Below are 16,213 nucleotides of genomic sequence, written 5' to 3'. Positions count from 1 at the left end.
GGTAATCAGGAACGGGCTTCTTTCAGCAGCTGTTGAATCACCTGTTCCTGTTTATCGTAATTTCCCTCCCCAAAGGAGGTGTAGCGCAGCTGCCCTTTAGCATCAAAGTAATAATGCGCTGGCCAGTACTGGTTGCCGAAAGCATTCCAGATTTGGTAATTATTATCCGTCACAACCCGATACGGCAGCTGCCATTTATTCACCGCATTTTTTACCGACGAAATCGGTTTCTCCCACGGATATTCCGGGGTATGAACCCCAATCACGACCAGACCTTCCGACTGATACTTTGTGGCCCAGTCGCGCACATGCGGAAGCGTATGCTGGCAATTAATGCAGTCCCAGGTCCAGAAATCAATCAGGACCACCTTCCCGCGCAGCGATTCAGACGTGACAGGGTCACCGTTTATCCACCCTGTTCCACCGCTCAACGACGGCAGCTGGCTACTCGGCTCGGTCATCACCACCGGCTGGAGCTTCACCGCTTGTGTAGCGGGTTTTGCCAGATTCAGCAGCGTGGTTTCAAGACGGTCCGCCACCCCATTTGCGCCTTTCAGAACAGACGTCATTCCGGTCGCGTTAAAGACGACAGCCGCTAACATCACCACGCCAGCCCCCTGGCGAAGCTTCGCCATCAGCGCCGATTTTGCTCTCAGTGGTGCCATCAGCGTGCGGCCTCCGAGAACGAGTAAACCCAGCATTAACGCGCATCCACTGCCGTAGGCGGCAAGTAACGCCCCTGTCGCGATGGCTGAATGTCCCGCAATATTAAGGCTGAATATCGCCCCCAGAATGGGACCTGCGCAGGGGGACCAGAGCAACCCGACCGCCAGCCCGGCCAGAAAAGCAGATGCCATGCCGCGTGTTTGTCCGCTTCGGGTGTTCAGGACGTTTCCCGCGCTGACTGCTGGCCCGGCAATTCGCTGGGCAAAGGAGGGAAAAATTAACGCCAGCGCGGCCGTAGCCAGAATGATAAGCGCGATCCAGCGTCCAACGACGGTGGCTTCAGCTATCCACTCGCTGGCGACGGTGACAACCATCGCAACCAGGGTGAACATCACGATCATCCCCGCGAGCAGTGCCATAATATGTCGTCTTTGCCCCTGAAAACCGGCAAACAGGAGGGGAATAACCGGGAGCGTACATGGACTGAGCAGGCTTATCATCCCGCCCAGAAAAGCAATTATCAAAAACATAGAGACCTCACGATACAAGTCCTGCGACGCTGCAGTGAGGCTATTTCATCGTGCGGATGTGTTCAGGATATGTGTAAAAGCGCGGGTTTTGTCTGGCTCTGTATCTTCCCGGAAGGCAGATACAAAGCCATACAATTAACGTCGTGGGAGCGTAACGGAGACATCCAGCCCGCCCTCGGCGCGGTTCACCAGCTTCAGCTTGCCGTCCAGCTGTGCGGTCAGTTGCGCAGCAATTGCCAGACCCAGTCCGGTTCCACCGGTATCACGGTTGCGCGATGTTTCAACCCGATAAAACGGCTGCAATACGGCCTCCAGTTCGGCATCGGGTATTCCCGGGCCGCCATCAATAATGTGGATCACCACCTCACTGGCGGATGAATCATCAATGACAATGTTGGCGCGCTCGCCAAATTTCAGGGCGTTATCCAGCAGGTTGGTCATCACCCGGCGAAGCGCCTGCGGACGCGTGACAATCGGCAAACGGGATTCGCCCGCCTGAAATTGCACGTTTTTACCGATGTCCTGATAATCACAGGCGATGCTGTTTATCCAGGCATTAAGTTCCAGCTTCAGCGATGTCTCTTCCAGTGATTCTGATGACCGGGCATAGGCAATTCCCTCGCGCACCAGACGCGACATATTATCAAGGTCATCCATGAGCTTGTCGCGCAGTTCAGGGTGTTCCGCCATTTCGACCCGCAGCTTCATGCGGGTAATCGGCGTCTGGAGATCGTGCGAAATGGAGGCCAGAATCTGCGCACGTTCCCGGAGATAAGACTGAATACGTGCCTGCATGGCGTTGAAGGCATGGGCAGCCCGTTGTACCTCAAGCGGCCCTTTCTCGGTCATTGGCGTATTGGCCGCCGGATCCAGGGCGTCAACCGCGCGGGTAAACTGTGAAAAAGGCCGCACTACCTGCCGCACGGCAAACCAGGAGCAGGCCGCGAGCAGCAACAGTTGCAGGATGAGAACAACGGGCAGCCAGCTGGCGACCGGTGGCATGCGCGGGATCAGATCAATGGTCAACGGCGCGCCGTCGTGTAACGTAAGATGCGCCTGGATATGTGAAATGGCGCCAGGAACAGCCGTAAAGCTGAGCGGGTATTGTGCTGCCAGTGTCGCTTTTAGGGTACGGATGGCATCCCGGGAACGCATATCCGTCGGTGCGTTGCCCGGCTCACCCGGACCGAGGATATAACGATAGTTACCCCGCTCAAGGCGCGGCAGCCAGGCCGCCCGTTCAGTGGCCGGCAAGCGGTCTAAAATGGCCACGCTGGTCGCGACATCGTATTCCAGGTTACCGAGCATCACCGTGCGGGCGCTGTGCATTCGTTCTATCATGACCAGCGTCAGGCTCAGGGCGTTGGCCAGCAACAGGCCGGGAAGCACAATGATCAGCAAACGGGCCAACAGTGAGCGTGGCCAGAACCTCATTCGTTCGCCTCTTTGATCGTGACCGGCATGGTAAACACATAGCCCTCGCTGCGCACGGTTTTAATATAGGCGGGTGTACGCGCATCTTCATTCAGGCGTTGACGTACCCGGCTGACCAGCAGATCGATAGAACGTTCAAACAGTTCGGCGTCGCGCCCCTGCGTCAGGTTGAGCAGTTGATCGCGAGTCAACACGCGCTGAGGATGATCGAGGAAAACGCGCAGCAGGCGATACTCCGCCCCGCTGAGCGCCACAATCACCCCTTCCGGGTCTATCAGGTGGCGGGCAACGGTATCGAGCTCCCATTCACCAAACGTCACCAGTCGCCCTGCTTCTGTTACCTGTAAATTGGGCGGCATTGTACGAAAACGGCGTAAAATCGCTTTGATTCGCGCCAGCAATTCGCGCGCAACAAAAGGCTTCACAACGTAATCATCCGCGCCCATCTCCAGCCCCAGGATCCTGTCCGTCTCCTCATTACGCGCCGTCAGCATCAGGATAGGCAGATCTTTATGTTTGCCGACACGCAGTTGCCGACACAGCGTAAGACCGTCATCGCCGGGCATCATGACGTCCAGCACCACCAGGTCGATATGCTGTTTATCCAGCACGGCGCGCATCTCCTTGCCGTTGGCCGCGCCGGAGGCGCGATAACCGGACTTAACGAGATAGTCGACAATCAGTTCACGAATATCCCTGTCGTCATCGACGACAAGGATATGGTCAATATGCTCCACCGAAATCTCCAGACTGAAGGGTAACGTATTGAAAATAGCACATTTCAGAGTTTATCTGCGTCGACCACAGCGTTAACGAAATCCTGCGGATCTTCCTGAGGTGGATTGTGACCCACTGTCGCCCCAAAGGTGCGGTGTTCATACTTACCGGTAAATTTACCCGCGTAGGCCTGTGGTGCCGGATGCGGTGCCCCGTTATTTCCGCCTTCGATGGTGATCGTTGGTACGGTGATATTCGGCAGCGCGGCCAGTTTTTGTTCGTAGCTGTCGTATTTGCGCTCACCTTTTTCCAGCCCTAAGCGCCAGCGGTAATTGCTGAGCGTCACCGCGACGTGATCCGGATTATCGAGCGATTTGGCGCTGGCGTTGAAGGTTGCATCGCTAAATTTCCAGTCCGGTGAGGCCTGCGACCAGATCAAACGGGCGAAGTCATGCGTGTTTTTAGCGTAGCCTTCCGCACCGCGCTCGGTGGCGAAGTAAAACTGATACCACCACTGCTGCTCTGCTTTTGGCGGCAACGGTTGTTTGCCAATCTGTTGGCTGCTGATGAGATACCCACTCACCGAAACGAGTGACTTAACGCGTTCTGGCCACAGCGCCGCAACGATGTCCGCGGTGCGGGCACCCCAGTCGTAGCCTGCAAATACGGCCTGTTTAATATTCAGGGCGTCCATCAGATTAACAATATCTTTCGCCATCGCAGACGGCTGGCCGTTGCGCGGGGTTTTAGCTGACAGGAAGCGAGTGGTGCCGTAGCCGCGCAGAGAAGGCACAATGACACGGTAACCTTTTGCCGCGAGTGCGGGAGCGACTTCAGCATAGCTGTGAATATCGTAGGGCCAGCCGTGTAATAAAATGACCGGTTGACCGTCTTTCGGGCCGATGTCGACATACCCGACGTTAAGGTCGCCGGCGTTAATTTGCTGCGGGTGGTCAAAGGCTGCCGTGAAGCTGGTGCCGGTGACTTCGGCCTGACAGGACATCACGGTGCCAAGAGAAACGGTCAGAGCAAGGGTCGAGTAAGCGAGTTTGCTGAACATATTTGGTGTCTCCGATTGAGTTCAATTCACGGGGATATAACAACACCTCAATGTATAGCGGATATGTGCGAAAGCGGGTTTATTGCAAGCCTGTGTATGTATCAGGAAAACAGATACAGTGTGATACAAACACAGGCGTTTTAGCCTTAAAGGGAAAGGCGATAGCGAACGTAATCGTCGGCCTCACCGTATTGATCGTAGAGTTTACGCGCCGGGTTATTCTCCCGGGTGACCCAGTACAGTTTTGACCACCCTTCACGCTTACCTTCTGCAATCAGGGCATCTATAAGCGCTTTGCCCGCCCCCGCGCCGCGTTCAGCAGCATCAACAAACAGATCTTCCAGGTAGCAAATGGGCGCTGTTGACCAGGTTCCTTCGTGCAGAATACACATTGCGAAACCGATCACTTTTTCGTCCTTCTCTACCACGCGGCAGAACATCGACGATTGCGCTGAGAGCGCCCTCTCCCAGGTTGATGCGGTAACGGATTCCTCTAGATAGCACTCATAGAAATGGGTATAGCCATCCCACAGCGGTCGCCATTGAGAATAATCATCTTCGCGTAGCGGTCTTACCGTAACTGACATGTGTTCCTCGCAATATAAATTAATCATCATTTCTAAGCAGTGTAATATTGGATAAGCCCAGAAAAATACGCCTGTGCGTTTTGTGTGTTTCGCCCAGCGGCGCTACGCTTGCAGGGCCTACAATGAAATGTGCAATTTATTGATATTTAGGAAAATGTAGGCCGGGTAAGCGCAGCGCCACCCGGCAAGATAACAGAACCCAAACAAAAACATAACGCTTAAATACGGAGATCCGCGGATGACAATACCTACGCTCACGACTGAACGCTTACTGTTAAAACCGCTGGTTGCCGAAGATGCTGTCCAGATACAGAAGCTCTATCCGCGCTGGGAGATCGTGCGTTATATGGTCTCTTCGGTGCCCTGGCCTTACCCGGATAACGGTGCGGAAAATTATGTTAACAACGTGGCGCTGCCCGATATGGCAAAAGGGATTGCCTGGTTCTGGAGCATCCGGCGTCGCGAAGTACCGGATGAACTCATGGGTATTATCTGCCTGTACGATATTGAAGATAACAACCGCGGATTCTGGCTTGCACCGGAGTTTCAGGGTAAAGGCTATATGCGGGAGGCGAGCATTGCGGCGACGGATTACTGGTTCAATACGCTGAACAAAGCGGTGTTGCGTGCGCCGAAGGCCGCCGCCAACAGCCGCTCACGTCGTATTTCAGACAGCAGCGGCATGCGGCTTGTCAGAACGGAAAAGAAAGCCTACGTCAGCGGTATGCTTGACTCCGAACTGTGGGAGATCACCCGCGACGAGTGGAACGCCCGTCAGGTCAGCTGATAATGCTTATCTGGCATCAGCCTTTCCGGAATGTTCTCTTCATCGTTCATCTGCAGCAGATCGCGTTCCATATTATTGCAGATGGCGTCCAGCGGCAGGTCGTTATCTTCCGTACCAAATGGATCTTCCAGCTCTTCTGCCAGGGTATCCAGCGAGATAAAGGTGTAAGAGATCAGCGCGGAGACAAACGGTGTCATGTAATGCAGGTCCACAACCAGCGCGAACGGCAGCATGATGCAGAACAGATACACCGTGCGGTGCAAAATCAGCGTATAGGCAAACGGCACTGGCGTCGTCGCGATACGCTCGCAGCCGGAAAGGACGATGGACATGTCGTTCAAGCGGTTGTTCAGGCTATGGAAAAGAATGTCCGAAAGCTGACCGTTACGCCGCCGCACGGCAAGCCACTCCCCCATGATCAGTAGAATACGGTTGGCCGGCGAGTTGGCAGCCATCACGTGCCGTAAATCATCCGCAGCAAGATAACGAGCGAGTTCTTCAGCGTTCAGTTCCCGGCGCAAGGTCATACGCAGGCAGTTGGCAAAGGCAATCTGCAGGCGGACAAACTCACCCAAATATTTATCGTCAGGCAAGGTGTTTTTTACCTCGCGAAACAGCGAGCGTGCCGCTATCATCAACTGCCCCCAGAGCAGTCGAGCCTCGACGTAACGTGAATAACAGGCGTTGTTTCTGAAACCCAGAAAGATAGCAATCGCCACGCCGAGAATGCTGAAGGGCGCGACGGTAAATTTGATGCCCAGCGAGGTGTACCACGGCAGCATCAGGATCACGGCGATAGAAAGCAGGAAGTTGAGCAGCAGTCGGGTATAGATTTTGGGAAGTACCGAACCGTGCCAGACAAAAATCAGTTGTAGCCAGTGCTGTTTAGGACGAACAATCATAGTGAGTTTCAGGCAAGAAAAGAGCGTGGCTATTAAACGTGATCCCCCTCACGGTTGCAAGCATGTTAACGGGACATTGCATTTTCCCATCTACAAAGCGAAACATGCACGGTGCTGATTCTCTTTTTTAAAAACGGAGTCAATAGTATGTTGTAACTAAAATAGATTCTATTTAAACCCGGCCGCAGCCGGGTGACGTGATTAGCAAAGTGGTTTCACCGCTGCGCGCATTCCCTTCAGCAGAATGGCATCAAGATCCAGCGTCACCTGGTCCACCAGGCCGTTCACCTGCGTCAGGTCCAGCTCCCAGTGCTCTCTCTCGCTCAACACAGCCTGCACCAGTTCACGGGTACTTATCTGATTATCGCGGTGCCGCGCCCATAACTGCTGATAGCATTCCAGCCAGTACGCATCATCCTGTACCGGATAGCCCTCCCCGTTACGCTCCGCGCGATAAAACGCAATCAGGGCCGCTAACGCAAACGTCAGACGGGATGGTAACTGCCCCCTGACCTTCTGCCCGGCCAGCAATTGCGGCAGAATGCGGGTGCGGTATTTAGTCATGCCGTTGAGCGCAATCGAGAGCAACTGGTGTCTGATGTAAGGGTTCCGAAAACGCCCTGTTACCGCGCTGGCGAACGATTCCAGTTCATCACGTGGCAGATCGAGGACCGGAATAATTTCCTGATAAATCGCTTTTTCGACGAAGGCACAGATATCGGCATCATTCATCGCCTCACCGACCGTATCCAGCCCCGCCAGGAGCGCTACCGGCACCAGTGCCGTATGCGCACCATTCAGGATGGCGACTTTACGTTCTTTATAGGGTTTGATGTCATCCACAATCAGCACATTAAGCGGATACTTATCCAGACGCAGTTCTCGGGCAAGGAATGCAGGCCCCTGAATAACAAATAGGTAGAAGTGTTCTGCGGTATCCAGGAACGCATCGTGATATCCCAGCTCAGCTTCCAGCGCGGCCGCTTCATCGCGCGGGTAACCGGTCACGATACGGTCAACCAGCGTTGAGCAGAAATGGTTTGCTTCATTTAGCCACTGGATGAAAGCGGCAGGCAGCGCCCACTCCTGCGCATAACGCAAGACCAGTTCACGCAAGGCGTCTCCGTTGTAGTCTATCAGCTCACACGGAATGATGATCCAGCCCTTATCGGTCGCACCATTGAAGTGGCTGAAGCGCTCAAACAGCAGGCGCGTCAGTTTCGCCGGATAGCTCACGGCAGGCGCATCGTCGAATTTGTCACCCGCGTGATAGCCGATCCCGGCCTCGGTGGTGTTCGAGAAGACAAAACGCATATCGGGGTTGTGGGCCAGTTTCAGGAACGCATCATACTGGCTGTAGACGTCGATCTCCCGGTTAACCGAGCGGATAAGACGGCTCTCACTTACCGTTTCGCCCTGCTCATTCAGGCCGCGAATGATGGTGGTATAGAGGCCATCCTGGGTGCTCAGCGAGGGCGGGAAAGCACTCTGAATGGGGCGAACGATAACCACACCGGCATTGAGATCGGTATGTTCATTTAGCAGGTCAATTTGCCAGTCGACAAACGCACGCAGGAAGTTGCCTTCACCAAACTGGATGATGCGTTCAGGGTATTGAGCACCGGGAAAATCACGACGGTTAAGCGTGTTCACAATGGGTTCCTTTTATGATTAGTCATACAGCCTGATAAGATTGGTACGATAACTTATCAAAACTTTCCGACCAGGAACCCTGTTTCGATCAATTCACGGCGTGGTTGTGACGAAAATTATAAGAATTTGTAGAACACGGACGTCGCCGTCATGGCACCGTCCGGCATCAGGGCGTAGCGCGGGATCTCACCGACCTTTTGCCAGCCGGCACGCTGATAAAACGTCTCAGCGCCGCTGCCGGTGGAGGTATCGAGTACCAGAACCGAAATATTTCTGGCGCGGGCTTCAGCCTCAAGCGCTTCCATCAGCGCCATCGCGGCCCCTTTGCGACGCGCTTTTTCATGTACCAGAAGTTTTGCCACATCGGCACGATGAGGTTGATTCTCTGGCTGGTCGGTAATCAGTTGCACCGTTCCGATAACCCCCAGCTGGGGATCAACGCTGGCAAGTACAACGCGCTCATGGCGCCCTACGCTTTCAGCAATACCGAGCCAGAATGAACGGGCCTTCTCGAGGCTAAACGGCAACATGAAGCTGACGGATGCGCCGCCGCTCACGCAGTTTTCGAGGATCCCGGCCAGCGCATCAAGATGAGTGAGAATGTCGTCACGGGTGAAGTTTTGGATATGCAGTGAGGTATTCATTGTTTGTCCTTACGTTGAATACCCACACTTTGCATTTAACATTTTCTTAACGCAATCGGGTCAGTCATACGCTTTTGTTATATCACCGCCCGCGCTGCCGCTGCTGCTTCATGGCATACATTTTTGCATCGGCATCGTTGAGCCACTTTTGCAGGTCGTTACTGTTGTGATCAAATTCACTCAGCCCCCAGGAGAACTTCAGCGGCCATGGGTGTAACTTGCGCGCATTGTAGTTTTCGACCTGCTCGGCGAGATACTGCATGGCAATCCACGCCCCCTGCTCATCCGTGTCGGCAAACAGCACCGCAAACTCATCGCCACCGAAACGAACCAGCAGATCCGCTTCACGGAAAGAGGTACGCATCAGTTGCGCCATGACTTTAAGCGCCTTATCCCCCTCCTCATGCCCGTAACGATCGTTAATCTCCTTGAACCGATCCAGATCCAGCCATCCGAGCGTCAACGGCTCAGCACGGCGTCGGGCAATGGAAAGCGTGAACCGCACAAGCTGATTAAAGCCGCGTCGGTTGAATAACCCGGTTAACTCATCCGTGGTCGCCGCGCTGATGGCGGCAAACTCATCCTCAGCCAGCGCGCCCAGGTCACCCAGTACGGCGAGATCGGCCGCTGAAAACTCGCGAGGAGCGTAATCAATCAGGCAAAGCGAGCCAACGCTTGCGCCGTCTCGTAAGCGCAGCGGGAAGCCCGCGTAAAAACGCACGCCGGGCTCACCGGCCACCAGCGGGTTATCCGCGAACCGGTCATCCTGACGCATATCCCCTACCACCAGCGGAGCTTCAGCGAGGATCGTATGGCCACAGAAAGATATGTTACGCGGAACGGAACCGGGTGCCTGTCCATCCGCCGATTTCACGATCAGCGAGTGCTCATCAATAAGATTGACCATCGCCAGTGGCACCTGGAAAAAGCGTTTCGCCAGGCGCGTTAAGCGGTCAAACGCCGGGGAACTGTCGATCTCAAGCAGACCCGATTCGCGCAGCGAGTGAAGTCGGTCTGTTTCATTTTCAGGTGTTGCAGGTGCTTTCATAATGTCTCCTGACGTAAAGCGTCACTCAAAGCGTAGCTTAAACAGAGACATTGTCAGTGTGCGAATATCCTGTTAAGCCGCTATCTAATTCACGTCAATGCCTTATAACGATTAACGCAGCTCAGTTTCACTCCCGGCACTGGCGGCAAGTTGCTCATCCGCCAGCCGGGCGCTGGTACGATTTCGACCCGCCTTTTTTGAACGATAAAGATGATCGTCCGCCTCGGCCATCAGCTTGTTGAAGACCTCCGTCAACTGCCATGACTCCGCCTTTCCGCTTCCAAGGCCAATACTGACCGTCAGATAAAGCGTCTGCTGACGCCAGGTGAAAGGATGGCTGGCCACGGTACTCCTGATACGTTCCGCCAGTGCATAGCCGTGTTGTTCATCGCCCGAATTAACGACCACAGCAAACTCCTCTCCCCCCATGCGGGCCACCATCCCGTCTTCACCAACGACCTGCTGAACCTGGCGGGCAAAGGATGCCAGCACGCGGTCGCCGCACTCATGACCGTAGTTATCATTGATGCTTTTGAAGTAATCAATATCGAGCAGCATGACGGTCAGAAAACGTGGATGACGGTGCGTTTCTTCGCGTTTTAGCGCCTCGTAAAGCCCGGAACGCGAGTAGACGTGGGTCAGAAAGTCATAATCCGCCCGCAGGGATACCTGACGGATCAGGGAATTAATCGCCGCCATGCTGACGGAGACCATCACCGGGCAGATCGCCATCGTGGCAATACCCAGCCGCGCAGAAAACATCATCGGGGTCGAGAGCGGCGTCGCCACGGCGATATTTATGATGGAGTTGGCGACCAGAATGATTTCAATCGCCCCTGTAATAAACGTCAGCAGGCAGGTCGCAGGCAGCGAGTAGCGTACCGCACACCAGATAAGCGCAGGCAGCGGAAATGCGAGGCTTCCCGCTCCGCCAATCACCACCGAGGCAGCCACCGAAACAACCAGCGCGACGATCGGTAACAGTTTCTCCAGATTTACCCTGAGTTCCCGCACCGGCAAACCGAGGGTAAGTATGCACGGCACAACGAGTACGCCAGTGGAGAATTGTTCGCTAAACCAGTCGGCAAACAGCGGCCAGAAGGTATGACTGTCTATCCCCACGGACCCGAACGCACCGAGCAAGGCACACAGCAGCGCAGCAATCAGGCAGTAGTTAAACAGCCGTAATGCGTTGAGCGGATCGGGGGTTTTCTTCATCAACCGTCTGTCACGCTGAACCAGCACGGCGACAACGACGATAAAGATCATATTAGACAGGTTTATGACCACCGAGGCCATTCCCCAGTTAGTCGTCACCGCGTCGTACATCAGCATCGCGACATAACATACCGCGTAGTAATGCAGGCGATGCAGAAACACATAACGGGCAAAGATCCCTGCCATAACGCCATTCAGCGGCCAGAACAGGGATAAGGCCTCGACCAGCCGCAATTCCGCGCCCACAAAATAAAAGAGAGTGGTGAGAATAAATATCGCCGAGGCATTACGCAGCGGCGTGTCGGGTTGGAACAACCTGAAGGCGGTGAGAGCAGAACGCATTAAATATCATTCCATATGAATGCTTATGGCAAATATTGCGGTCGTCAGCATGATCGGGACTAACTTAACCTGCATCTATAACACAATTACAACAGGATCATAACTCGTCAAATTTGGCTGTTCATCTGTATCACCAGCCAGTGGTGGATCACGCTGACGATATAATGTTGTTGCTGCGCAGTCAGTTGCACGCCCTGGGGAATATTATGCCATTTTGCCAGACAGCCCCGGCAGCAGGTCGCCGTGGCATGCTGGGCGATAAATACCGGGTGACCGCGCATGGGCGTCTGTTTACCGTCGTTGGCAGGTTGCGCCGGTGCAAGGCGTTTTTTAACGAAATCCGCAGCATGCTGGTCAATGGTGTCGGGTCCTTTGTCCCAGCAGTACTGCCGTTCTTTATTGCCTAAACGAAAGCGCGAGCGAAACGTCGATCGCGCCAGGCGGGAAAAAAGCGGATCCAGATCGGACATCAGTATACGGAACGTCCCAGACGTTGGGTCAGTTTCTCCAGCACCGCCACACCGGCAAGTGAATTTCCCGTTTCATCCAGCTCCGGGCTCCAGACGGCAATCGCCATTTCATGCGGCACAATCGCCACGACTCCGCCGCCAACGCCGGATTTGGCCGGAAGCCCAACCCGCCAGGCAAACTCGCCCGCGTTTTGATACATGCCGCTGGTCGCCATCAGGGCGTTGACCTGCCGCGCCTGCAGTGGGGAAACGACGTCCTGATCGAGATGCGGCGCGTGCCCCTGGTGCGCCAGAAACAGGAACGTCTGGGCCAGCTCAACGCAGCTCATTTTCAACGCACAGTAGTGGAAGTAGTTTTGCAGTACGGTCGCCACGTCGTTATGAAAGTTGCCGAAGGATTTCATCAGCCAGGCGATGGCCGCGTTACGGGCGGAGTGCTCAAACTCCGAGCGGGCCACTACCGAATCATAGGCAAGATCGTCAACGCCCGAGAGCTGACGAACAATCTCCAGCATTCGCTGACGCGGTGCGCTGAGACGGCTTTGCAGCATATCGCAGACCACCAGCGCCCCGGCATTGATAAAAGGGTTACGCGGTTTACCCTGCTCGATTTCAAGCTGAAGCAGTGAGTTGAAAGGCTGGCCGGACGGATCTTTACCGACACGCTGCCAGATCTCGTCTTCCTCGTACTGGCGCATCGCCGCAACCAGGCTCAGCACTTTCGAAATTGACTGAATCGAAAAACGTTCAGTGGCATCCCCTGCCTGGTATCGCTGTCCGTCGATGGTACAGATCGCAATCCCCAGCTTATTCCCGCTGACCGAGGCAAGAGCCGGAATATAGTCGGCAACCTTACCCTTTCCCAATAACGGACGAACCTGCGCCAGAATCTCGTCCAGCATCTCATTATGGATGACCGCAGCCACTCTTTGCTCCTTGCCCTCAGGCTAAAACGGGCTGCGAGTATAACAGAGGCTTATGTATTGCGTCAGGCGCTAAGACGAAAACGCGAAACGGCCTGCAATAAAAGATCGGATTGCTTTTGCAGTCGCTCAGAGGCCTCTGAGGCATCAGAAACCAGCAGATCCGTCTGGCGTGAAACCTGATTCAGCGCCTGAAGCTGACGCGTCATCTGGTGAATACTCTCTCCCTGGCTGAGCGTAGCGGTTGAGATTTCATTCAGCAAACTGCTTAAGTTGCCGACCAGACCGGTGACCTGCTGCAAATTGTCTTCCATCAAATTCACCGCGCGGGATCCGTCTTCAATGCCCTGCAAAGAGCGATTGATAAGTTCCTGGATGGTCTGCGTTGAGTGGCTACTCTTTCTGGCAAGCAGGCCGACTTCCCGGGCGACAACGGCAAACCCGCGTCCATGGTTACCGGCATGGGCGGCTTCAATGGCGGCGTTTAACGCCAGAATATTGGTCTGAAACGCCACGCTGTCGATCATCGCCACGATCCCGCGCATTTCAGAAGATCGCTCGACGATCGCCTGCATGGACGCATTCACGGTCGACATCATCTGGTCACCGCCTACCGCGGCCTGACGCGCTTCGTCCGCGCGCGAGCTGGCGAGTCTGGCGTAGCCGGTATTCCCTTCCACATGCGTTTCCAGCGTCGCGATATGGGTCGTGACCTCTTCCAGCTCTTTTGCCTGACGCGCCGATTGCTGATACAGCTTCTGATTCCCCTGCGCCAGGGAGCCGATATTTTCAACCATTGCGGTCGTGGCATGGCTGACCTGGGTCACCAGCTGCTGCAGACCGTGCTGCATGGTGGCGATACTGTCGCTAAGCTGCCCCGTCTCACGATTAAAACGCCTGACGGCAGGCGGCGTACCGGAAAGATCTCCGGCTGCCAGCTGGTTAATATGCGCAATCAGTCGACGTAACGGCGTGATCACCCACCTGGACATGCCGAACCAGACGGCAACGGCGATGGCGAGCAGTAAAACCGGCGCAATCAGGAACAACGTTTGCAGCCTTGAAAGCTGCGTCATAAGAGCCTGACGCCCCTGCATGGCCTGCTTCTCGCTGGCCTGCTGATAACGGGCGTAGTTATCGTTGAAGTCGCTCTGAAACGCCTGGGCAGGGACAGCAAAAAAGGCATCAATGATGTGGTTTCTGACAAGCGCTTCCGATTGCTCTTTAATGGCACCGTAGAAAAGCTGATAGCTGTTCACCAGGGCCTCATCTTCCGGCGGGCTGAGTGCCCGCCAGGCTTGCCACGCCTGCTGAGAAACCGCCAGCGACGCTTGCGCCTCATCCATCAGACTGTGCCAGCTTCCTTCTGAACCGGTCTCTTTATCCTGCATAAACCAGACGCCGGAGCGGTTAAGCAGATCGCTTGCCGCCAGCAGGGAGACACGCGCCAGATCAAGCTTGCTCTGTTGCTGATACGCCAGCAGATTTTGCTGCTCGTTGCGCTGAGCGTCCTTCAGGGAGGCGTTAAGCAGAAAAGATGAGGAGAGTTGCAGTGCGGAGAAAAGGCCAATAATACAAAAGATACCCGTCAGCAGGCCAAATTGACGTGGGATACAGCGCTGCGCAATACGACGAAAAATTTGCGTTAGGTTCATGATTTTCTTCAGTAACAAGACGTTAGACGCGTGCGAGTCTACGAAACGAAAATGACAGAACCATTGCAGAGAAATGACAGTGGCCCTCAAATTGAGGGCCACTACAAACAAATTACACTCTGTTCTTCCACACCGTCTGCACGTTACAGAATTCATGCAGGCCGAAATGGGAGAGCTCGCGGCCAAAACCACTCTTCTTCACACCGCCAAAGGCCACGCGCGCATCGCTGGCGCTGTAACCATTGATAAACACCCCACCGCACTCCAGCTCGCGAGAGAATTTATCCGCAAGCGCGGCGTCGGCGGTGAAGACCGTAGCAGAGAGGCCAAAGTCGCTGTCGTTTGCCAGCGTCAGGGCGTGCTCAGCATCTTTCGCGACGGTAATAGCCGCTACCGGACCAAACAGTTCCTGGCGGAAGGCCGTCATCGACGGCGTGACGTTCGCCAGCACGGTAGGCGCGTAATAATTCCCCTCGCCGCTGATTTTCTCTCCGCCCAGCAGCAGCGTGGCCCCCTCAGCCAGGGTGGCCTGAACCTGCTGATGCAGTTCATCGCGCAGGTCAAAACGCGCCATCGGGCCAATGTAGTTCTCTTCTTCATCGGGTGTGCCCATCTTCAGGGCGGCTACGCCCGCGACGAAGCGTTGGGTAAAGATATCCGCAATACCCTCTTCAACAATAAAGCGTTTGGCGGCCGCGCACACCTGCCCGGTATTCTGATAGCGACCCGCCACCGCCGCTTTCACGGCGAGATCCAGGTCAGCGTCGTTGAGCACGATGAACGGGTCAGAGCCGCCCAGCTCAAGCACGCATTTTTTCAGCGCAGCACCTGCCTGGGCACCAATTGCGGCCCCGGCACGCACGCTGCCGGTAACGGTCACCGCCGCAATGCGACGGTCGTTAATCGCCTGGCTTACGCCGTCATTGGTGGCATTAACCCAGCCAAAAACGCCTTCCGGGAAACCGGCATCCGCAAAAATCTGTGCGATAAGATCCGCCGAGCCAAGCACGTTTGGCGCGTGCTTAAGCAGATAGCTGTTACCTGCCAGCAGGATCGGCACCGCCCCGCGCAGTACCTGCCAGAGCGGGAAGTTCCACGGCATCACCGCCAGAATCGGCCCCAGCGGGCGGTATTCAATAACCGCGTTGTGGTTTTCCACCTGGGTTGGCTCTGCATTCAGCATGGCCGGGCCGTGTTCCGCATACCAGTCACACAGACCCGCAGATTTTGCCACTTCCGCCCGCGCCTGCAGAACCGGTTTGCCCATCTCCCGGGACATCATCCGGGCCATCTCTTCCGCACGATGACGCAGCGCAGCACCGAGATCGCGCAGCTTCTGCGCCCGCCGGGCGACGCTTTCGCTCCGCCACTGACGAAAACCGGCATCAGCCCGGGCGATAGCCTGTTCAACCTCTTCCTGTGTCGCCCACGGGTACGCGGCGATCGTTTCACCCGTAGCCGGGTTAACAGACAGGGCATGTGTAGCAGATGAATAAGTCATGATGTTCTCCACGCATTTCGGTTGATTAATTGTGGCTTACTCTGCTATTTCTTAGAAATGAATAATACTAACCACC

General features: G+C 55.2%; 15 protein-coding genes. 1 reads left to right on the top strand and 14 read right to left on the bottom strand.

Annotated elements, in window-relative coordinates:
- Positions 1-5: 5 nt before the first annotated feature.
- The 5 genes from BFV64_RS11470 to BFV64_RS11450 form a co-directional block, all read right to left on the bottom strand.
- Positions 6-1,196: a cytochrome c biogenesis protein/redoxin gene (locus BFV64_RS11470; RefSeq protein ID WP_023330428.1), complete on the bottom strand. Its 1,191-nt coding sequence runs from the start codon at positions 1,194-1,196 to the stop codon at positions 6-8.
- Positions 1,197-1,331: 135 nt separating this feature from the next.
- Positions 1,332-2,630 carry an ATP-binding protein gene (locus BFV64_RS11465; RefSeq protein ID WP_023330427.1) on the bottom strand — a complete coding sequence of 433 codons (1,299 nt, stop codon included), beginning with the start codon at positions 2,628-2,630 and terminating at the stop codon, positions 1,332-1,334.
- Positions 2,627-3,367: a response regulator gene (locus BFV64_RS11460; RefSeq protein ID WP_014883845.1), complete on the bottom strand. Its 741-nt coding sequence runs from the start codon at positions 3,365-3,367 to the stop codon at positions 2,627-2,629. Before BFV64_RS11460 ends, BFV64_RS11465 begins: the two co-directional genes overlap by 4 nt.
- Before the next feature lie 44 nt (positions 3,368-3,411).
- Complete coding sequence (locus tag BFV64_RS11455; protein ID WP_023330426.1) at positions 3,412-4,407, bottom strand: alpha/beta fold hydrolase; 996 nt, start codon at positions 4,405-4,407, stop codon at positions 3,412-3,414.
- 146 nt (positions 4,408-4,553) lie between these two features.
- Positions 4,554-4,994: a GNAT family N-acetyltransferase gene (locus tag BFV64_RS11450; protein WP_045134027.1), complete on the bottom strand. Its 441-nt coding sequence runs from the start codon at positions 4,992-4,994 to the stop codon at positions 4,554-4,556.
- 238 nt (positions 4,995-5,232) lie between these two features.
- Here BFV64_RS11450 and BFV64_RS11445 point away from each other — a divergent pair, with 238 nt between their 5' ends.
- Complete coding sequence (locus tag BFV64_RS11445) at positions 5,233-5,781, top strand: GNAT family N-acetyltransferase (RefSeq protein WP_014883841.1); 549 nt, start codon at positions 5,233-5,235, stop codon at positions 5,779-5,781.
- Here BFV64_RS11445 and BFV64_RS11440 read toward each other — a convergent pair.
- The 9 genes from BFV64_RS11440 to sad form a co-directional block, all read right to left on the bottom strand.
- Positions 5,769-6,683 carry a bestrophin family protein gene (locus BFV64_RS11440; protein ID WP_045134028.1) on the bottom strand — a complete coding sequence of 305 codons (915 nt, stop codon included), beginning with the start codon at positions 6,681-6,683 and terminating at the stop codon, positions 5,769-5,771. The two genes, BFV64_RS11445 and BFV64_RS11440, sit on opposite strands and share 13 nt — an antisense overlap.
- 201 nt (positions 6,684-6,884) lie before the next feature.
- Entirely contained in the window at positions 6,885-8,336 is a 1,452-nt protein-coding gene (locus BFV64_RS11435) for a tagaturonate reductase (RefSeq protein ID WP_069602092.1), read from the bottom strand.
- A gap of 116 nt (positions 8,337-8,452) precedes the next feature.
- Positions 8,453-8,980 (bottom strand): GNAT family N-acetyltransferase, encoded by a 528-nt coding sequence (locus tag BFV64_RS11430; RefSeq protein ID WP_023330421.1) that lies wholly within the window; start codon positions 8,978-8,980, stop codon positions 8,453-8,455.
- Between the two features lie 82 nt (positions 8,981-9,062).
- Positions 9,063-10,028 (bottom strand): sensor domain-containing diguanylate cyclase, encoded by a 966-nt coding sequence (locus BFV64_RS11425; RefSeq protein WP_069602091.1) that lies wholly within the window; start codon positions 10,026-10,028, stop codon positions 9,063-9,065.
- A 111-nt stretch (positions 10,029-10,139) separates the two neighbouring features.
- The gene (locus tag BFV64_RS11420) at positions 10,140-11,588 is read right to left on the bottom strand and encodes a sensor domain-containing diguanylate cyclase (RefSeq protein WP_047345025.1); all 1,449 of its coding nucleotides are present in this window, start codon (positions 11,586-11,588) and stop codon (positions 10,140-10,142) included.
- A gap of 107 nt (positions 11,589-11,695) precedes the next feature.
- The gene (locus BFV64_RS11415; RefSeq protein ID WP_023337293.1) at positions 11,696-12,058 is read right to left on the bottom strand and encodes a DUF4186 domain-containing protein; all 363 of its coding nucleotides are present in this window, start codon (positions 12,056-12,058) and stop codon (positions 11,696-11,698) included.
- Positions 12,058-12,984 (bottom strand): glutaminase B, encoded by a 927-nt coding sequence (glsB, locus tag BFV64_RS11410; RefSeq protein WP_014883834.1) that lies wholly within the window; start codon positions 12,982-12,984, stop codon positions 12,058-12,060. Before glsB ends, BFV64_RS11415 begins: the two co-directional genes overlap by 1 nt.
- A gap of 62 nt (positions 12,985-13,046) precedes the next feature.
- Complete coding sequence (locus BFV64_RS11405) at positions 13,047-14,636, bottom strand: methyl-accepting chemotaxis protein (RefSeq protein WP_032628969.1); 1,590 nt, start codon at positions 14,634-14,636, stop codon at positions 13,047-13,049.
- 112 nt (positions 14,637-14,748) lie between these two features.
- Entirely contained in the window at positions 14,749-16,137 is a 1,389-nt protein-coding gene (gene sad, locus BFV64_RS11400) for a succinate-semialdehyde dehydrogenase (protein WP_023330416.1), read from the bottom strand.
- Positions 16,138-16,213 lie beyond the last annotated feature (76 nt).

Source organism: Enterobacter kobei, assembly GCF_001729765.1.
Lineage (GTDB): Bacteria > Pseudomonadota > Gammaproteobacteria > Enterobacterales > Enterobacteriaceae > Enterobacter > Enterobacter kobei.
This window is presented reverse-complemented; position numbering and strand designations above follow the sequence as displayed.